Annotated in this window: 4 protein-coding genes; 1 reads left to right on the top strand and 3 read right to left on the bottom strand. The window is 56.5% G+C overall.

What is annotated here, in order from left to right; genetic code table 11:
• Positions 1-58 precede the first annotated feature (58 nt).
• Complete coding sequence (locus AWC17_RS13330) at positions 59-823, top strand: DNA cytosine methyltransferase (protein ID WP_085164781.1); 765 nt, start codon at positions 59-61, stop codon at positions 821-823.
• Positions 824-849: 26 nt separating this feature from the next.
• Here AWC17_RS13330 and AWC17_RS13335 read toward each other — a convergent pair whose 3' ends face one another.
• From AWC17_RS13335 to AWC17_RS13345, 3 genes are all read right to left on the bottom strand, one after another.
• The gene (locus AWC17_RS13335; protein ID WP_082123186.1) at positions 850-2,574 is read right to left on the bottom strand and encodes a DUF262 domain-containing protein; all 1,725 of its coding nucleotides are present in this window, start codon (positions 2,572-2,574) and stop codon (positions 850-852) included.
• Between the two features lie 569 nt (positions 2,575-3,143).
• Positions 3,144-3,626 carry a hypothetical protein gene (locus AWC17_RS13340; protein ID WP_231588675.1) on the bottom strand — a complete coding sequence of 161 codons (483 nt, stop codon included), beginning with the start codon at positions 3,624-3,626 and terminating at the stop codon, positions 3,144-3,146.
• Positions 3,623-4,434, bottom strand: an 812-nt coding sequence (locus tag AWC17_RS13345; RefSeq protein WP_341865667.1) for a ParA family protein, incomplete at its 5' end; no start/stop codon positions are given. The genes AWC17_RS13340 and AWC17_RS13345, both read right to left, overlap by 4 nt.

The following is a 4,434-nucleotide window of genomic DNA, read 5'->3' on the forward strand; positions in this document are numbered from 1 at the left end:
CTGACCTACCTCGGCGGCGTCACCCTGGCCGCCATCATCACCTACCACCGCGTCCACAATTAACAGACACGGCCTAGACCCAGATGCATCGTTACTTCAGGAGTACACGCGTGTGTTACGTGAGGCTCAGCCGCGCACGTTCGTTTTAGAGAACGTTTATGCTCTGACTTATAACAACAAGGCAAGCCGCCCAGCCCTGGTGAGGCTTCTTCAAGAGATTGATGAGGCTGGGTACAGTTTTACGATCGGCGTGCTCCACGCTGCCAATTATGGTGTCCCTCAAGCCCGTCCGCGCCTATTCATTGTCGGAGCACCGAAAGGTACGTCGACACCCCAACTACCTGTCGCATCGCATGGAGGAAACTGGGAGCGACGCCAGACCGGCAACAACGCCAAACCGTTCGTATCCGCAGGAACCGCGCTCGAGGGTTTGGTCTGCGATCCGGAGCCGCAGGAGAAGGTACACGGACAATACGCGCCGCTTCTCGCCGAGATCCCGCCAGGAAGCAATTACCTTCACTATACGGCTGAGAGAGGGCACCCGAATCCGTTATTCCAGTGGCGGAGTCGGTATTGGTCCTTCCTTCTGAAGCTAGATCCCGACAAGCCGTCGCCGACCATTCAAGCTCAACCTGGCCCGAACGTCGGCCCCTTCCATTGGGAGAATCGCCGCCTACGCGTGGCGGAGATAAAGCGCTTATTCACCTTCCCTGATGAGTTCGAACTTGTAGGGAATCGCGCCAGCAAGCAAGCGCAACTGGGCAATTCGGTACCTCCGCTGCTCGCGCGCCAGGTTTGTGAGCAAGTTGGGAAGGTGCTATAGAGGCGCAATGGCGCGCTGCAACACCGTTAAGCAGTCATCCGCAAGTATCCGTGCTCATAGTTTCCAGACTTTGTCGTAGGCTTCCCCTGCGAGCATCGTCGTTCGTGCCTGAATAGATGTAGCAGTCCAATCGGAAGCATCCAAATGCCTCCGATGTCATAGTGAGCGCCCTCCCCCTGGAGGATCGCCTTCTTCGCTGAAAAGTCAGCATCATCGAGTTTAGAATTCAAGTCTTCGTTAACAAGAAGGAGATTGCCGATTGCTCCAACCACTTGTAAGCTTCCGCCCGACACAAGCTCCTTTTGTGGAAGAACATGTTCAATAGTTAGATTTTGGGTACTGGTGGACGGATGGGCGACACGCAAAAAACTTTCAAGTACATATCGAACCAGTTTGCTGTCGCGGGTGAATTCGTTAGTAAAGTAAAACCGCTCCTGAAAGGCAAGAATAAATTGATCACGATCAGGTCGGCGATCAATTAATTTCTTACGTATATCTTTCAGGACATCTGCCCGTTTTTGCTGATTGTCGCTTGCTGCACACAGTTCGCGCGCTGCTTTTGCATACATTTCTGAAACTCCGCCACTGCTACGAAGCTGACTCACGACCGTGTGTTGAAAGTGGAAGCGCTCGATCACTGTCAGCGTGCTCCTGAACTGTGCGGCATTAAGCTTGGTCGGAGCTTCTCGTGCGCGTATCAAAGAAAGCAGCAACGGCGCTGGCTGCACCACTCCAAAGATAGCAAGCGCGGCTAGGCTTCGACGGGCTTGTTCCTCTTCGATTGGCCAAATCCGGGAGGCTGGCTCTGTCGCTGCGCGATAGAGTGGCGCATCGCGCGCTAAAGACTCTAAACGGGTCTTGGCGGCCGACTTTGTGGCGACTTTCTTCTTGATAGCTGGGAAGAGCTTGCGCTCAGCAACGTACTCTTCTTGTGAAAGCCACCAGTGAAGCATGAATCTATTGGGATCAATTCGTTTTCGTGTGTCACTACCCTCCAATTCGTTCCGCATTTTATCCCAAGTAGTCCTGGCGGTGTCGGCAGCCGCGTTTCCTGTTCCACGGAGTCGATTCAGCAAGTGATTCTTTACGAGGTCAACCACTTCAAGATCTTTACCGCGGGTGTTTAGAGTCTCGAATATAACGTACGCATCGTCCTCATTGCTGTGTTCGATCCAGATGACACGAAGGCCTAAGAGGCGGTCACGCAGGTCGCGTAGCCATTCGGTTGGGGTGACGCGTTTGTTCACCTCTTCCTGCACTCGACGCGTGATCGCGTCAAGCGCCTTGGAAAGCGCCGCCTCCTCTTCTGAATTCGGCTTGACAGTTGCATCTGGCGGTGACTTGAAAATTGCTTGCGCTAAGAATGGTGACTCCACCTCGGTTCCAAGGGTGAAGCGAAGTTCGTTATTGCGATCTGCTTTCTCTAAGTAACGGTGTATTCCTTCCGCTAGGTTCCCCTCCCCCAAGCTCGAAAATTGATCGCGTAGGACTGCAAATATTATCGCAATCGTGGTGATTCTCTGCTGGCCATCCACGAGTCGCCGTATCGGGCTTCCCGGTTCACGCCAAGCCACCATAGGGCCGATGAAGTAGCCGATGTCATTGTCGTATACGACATCTCGCCAAAAGTCGTCGAGGTTCGCGGCGTCCCAACTGTAGGGCCGCTGAAAGCGTGGAATCACGTAGTAGTCAGCACCGACGAACAGGTCTTCCACCGTGCGTTTGTCGGGTTCAAAGTCGATGCCGGCCAACCGTCCCCACCTCCCACGATGTCCGTTTGGAGCGCTAGCTAGACGTACTGAATACCAGACTTACCAGCAGGCGCGGACCCGCGTCCCAGTATTGCGCCCCTCGGGCGGCCGCGTTTCACGCTTGCACAGATGCTGTATGCCCGTGTGCTGAGATCGCTTCTGCCGATGCGAGTGCCCAGGACCGAGGAAGAACGCGGCGACGGTTACGGCGTGCGCGGAGACGACGGGTCGGGTGCTTCGATAAGGTCGCAATGATTGACCCACCGCGCTTACCGCACCACCCAGTCCCCGGGGTAGCCCTCCGGCGGGGCACCGCTTGCTTGGGTTTGGCGGGTCGCGCCCGCACGCTGAGGCCAGGGCTGTGGGTTAGGTCTAACGGCGGGCACGTTCTCGGTACGTTGCGCCGTGGCTTGGTGCGGTCTCCTCGCCGGGCGCCACCACCCCCCGGCCCCGGGGAAAACTCGGAAGGGCCGGGATTGCCCAATTCCGGGTCACGGGCCTCCCGTGGCGTAGTCGTCACTATCTCGCAATTGTCGGACGATACACAGGGATTCGGGTGTCCACGGCGCTCATTTGCTTGTACCTGAACTTGGAGTGCCCTCCGTACCTGAACGAAATGCGGATCCTTTCACAGCTCGCGCCGAGACCTTTTCGACGATGCGGTCAATGACGCGTCCTGGATCTTTCCACTTCATCGCGAGCCGATCGTGGTCCATGCCATGTTCGGCCACGATATTCCGCAACTGTTCGAGTTCGAGTTCGCAAAGCTGGCGCCTCAGGCCGTCCTCCCCAACTTCACCATATACAGCGAAAGGGTCAATCGGTCCGGGATCTCGACGTCCAGTCCGTTTCGGTTTCAACGAAGTTGAGCCTGCAGAGTTCAGCGCGGCAGTTAGCGCATTGCTAAATCGGGGCGTGCGCGCCGCCTCGTCGGCAACAACTTTGACAAACTCCGCGAGCGTCGAGGCGAGCTCAGGCCGCAAGGAACCGAGTTTGATTAGAGCTTGCGCAGCTCGCTCGACCGTCGAGTCAAGCGCAGTCGAGTCTGTCACGCGATCTCCTCGACCGCGGCGATGAACTCTTTGGCCAACGCCCGAAATACCTCGTATCCGCCTTGGTATGCATACTTCTGGCGAAGCGTCGAGGTCGGAGAGAACTCGGCTGATGCAGCGATGGCGTTTCCTTCTGGTACCCAGGTGCCAAACACAGCTGGCAGGTTCTCATCGTCCTCGAGCCGCTTGATCGTTGTATTGTGCACCGTCGATGCAGCTCGGTACTTAGTGATGACGATACCTAGCTCATGGATCGTCTCTCCGAGGTTGTCGGCAAAGGCCTTAACCCGAGACTGGATCTGTGGAATGCCGTAAGTGCTCAGGACATCTGGGATGGTCGGGACGATATAGCCATCGCTGATTCGCAGCCCATTGAGGGTGACAATGCCGAGGTTCGGCGGACAATCCACGAGCACGTAGTCGTATTCATCGAGGATCGGTTTGACTGCCCGACGCAACAGATCTGTTGGATTGTTCGAATAAAAACGTCCCGACGACATCGACGCCAGACGGTCCTGAACGTCGATGAGGTCAAGCGATGACGGCAGCAGGTCGACAGAGCGTACTTCGGAGACGGGGCTCACGTTCCGCTGAAGTGTCGCCTCAAGATCGAATTTGGGTTCTTCGCCTTCGCTGCGGAGAGCATCGGTAAAGAGCGATACCAGCGTGCTGCCCGCGTCGTTCAGCGTACGCCAACGGTTCTCGCCGATGAGCACCGTTGTGGCGTTGGTGGTCGTGTCCCTGCCGCGGTGTAAAAGAATCCGGACGTAGGTTCCCTCGAAGACCGGCAAGTCTGATGGAAGGAGCA

This window comes from Mycobacterium nebraskense (assembly GCF_002102255.1).
Lineage (GTDB): Bacteria > Actinomycetota > Actinomycetes > Mycobacteriales > Mycobacteriaceae > Mycobacterium > Mycobacterium nebraskense.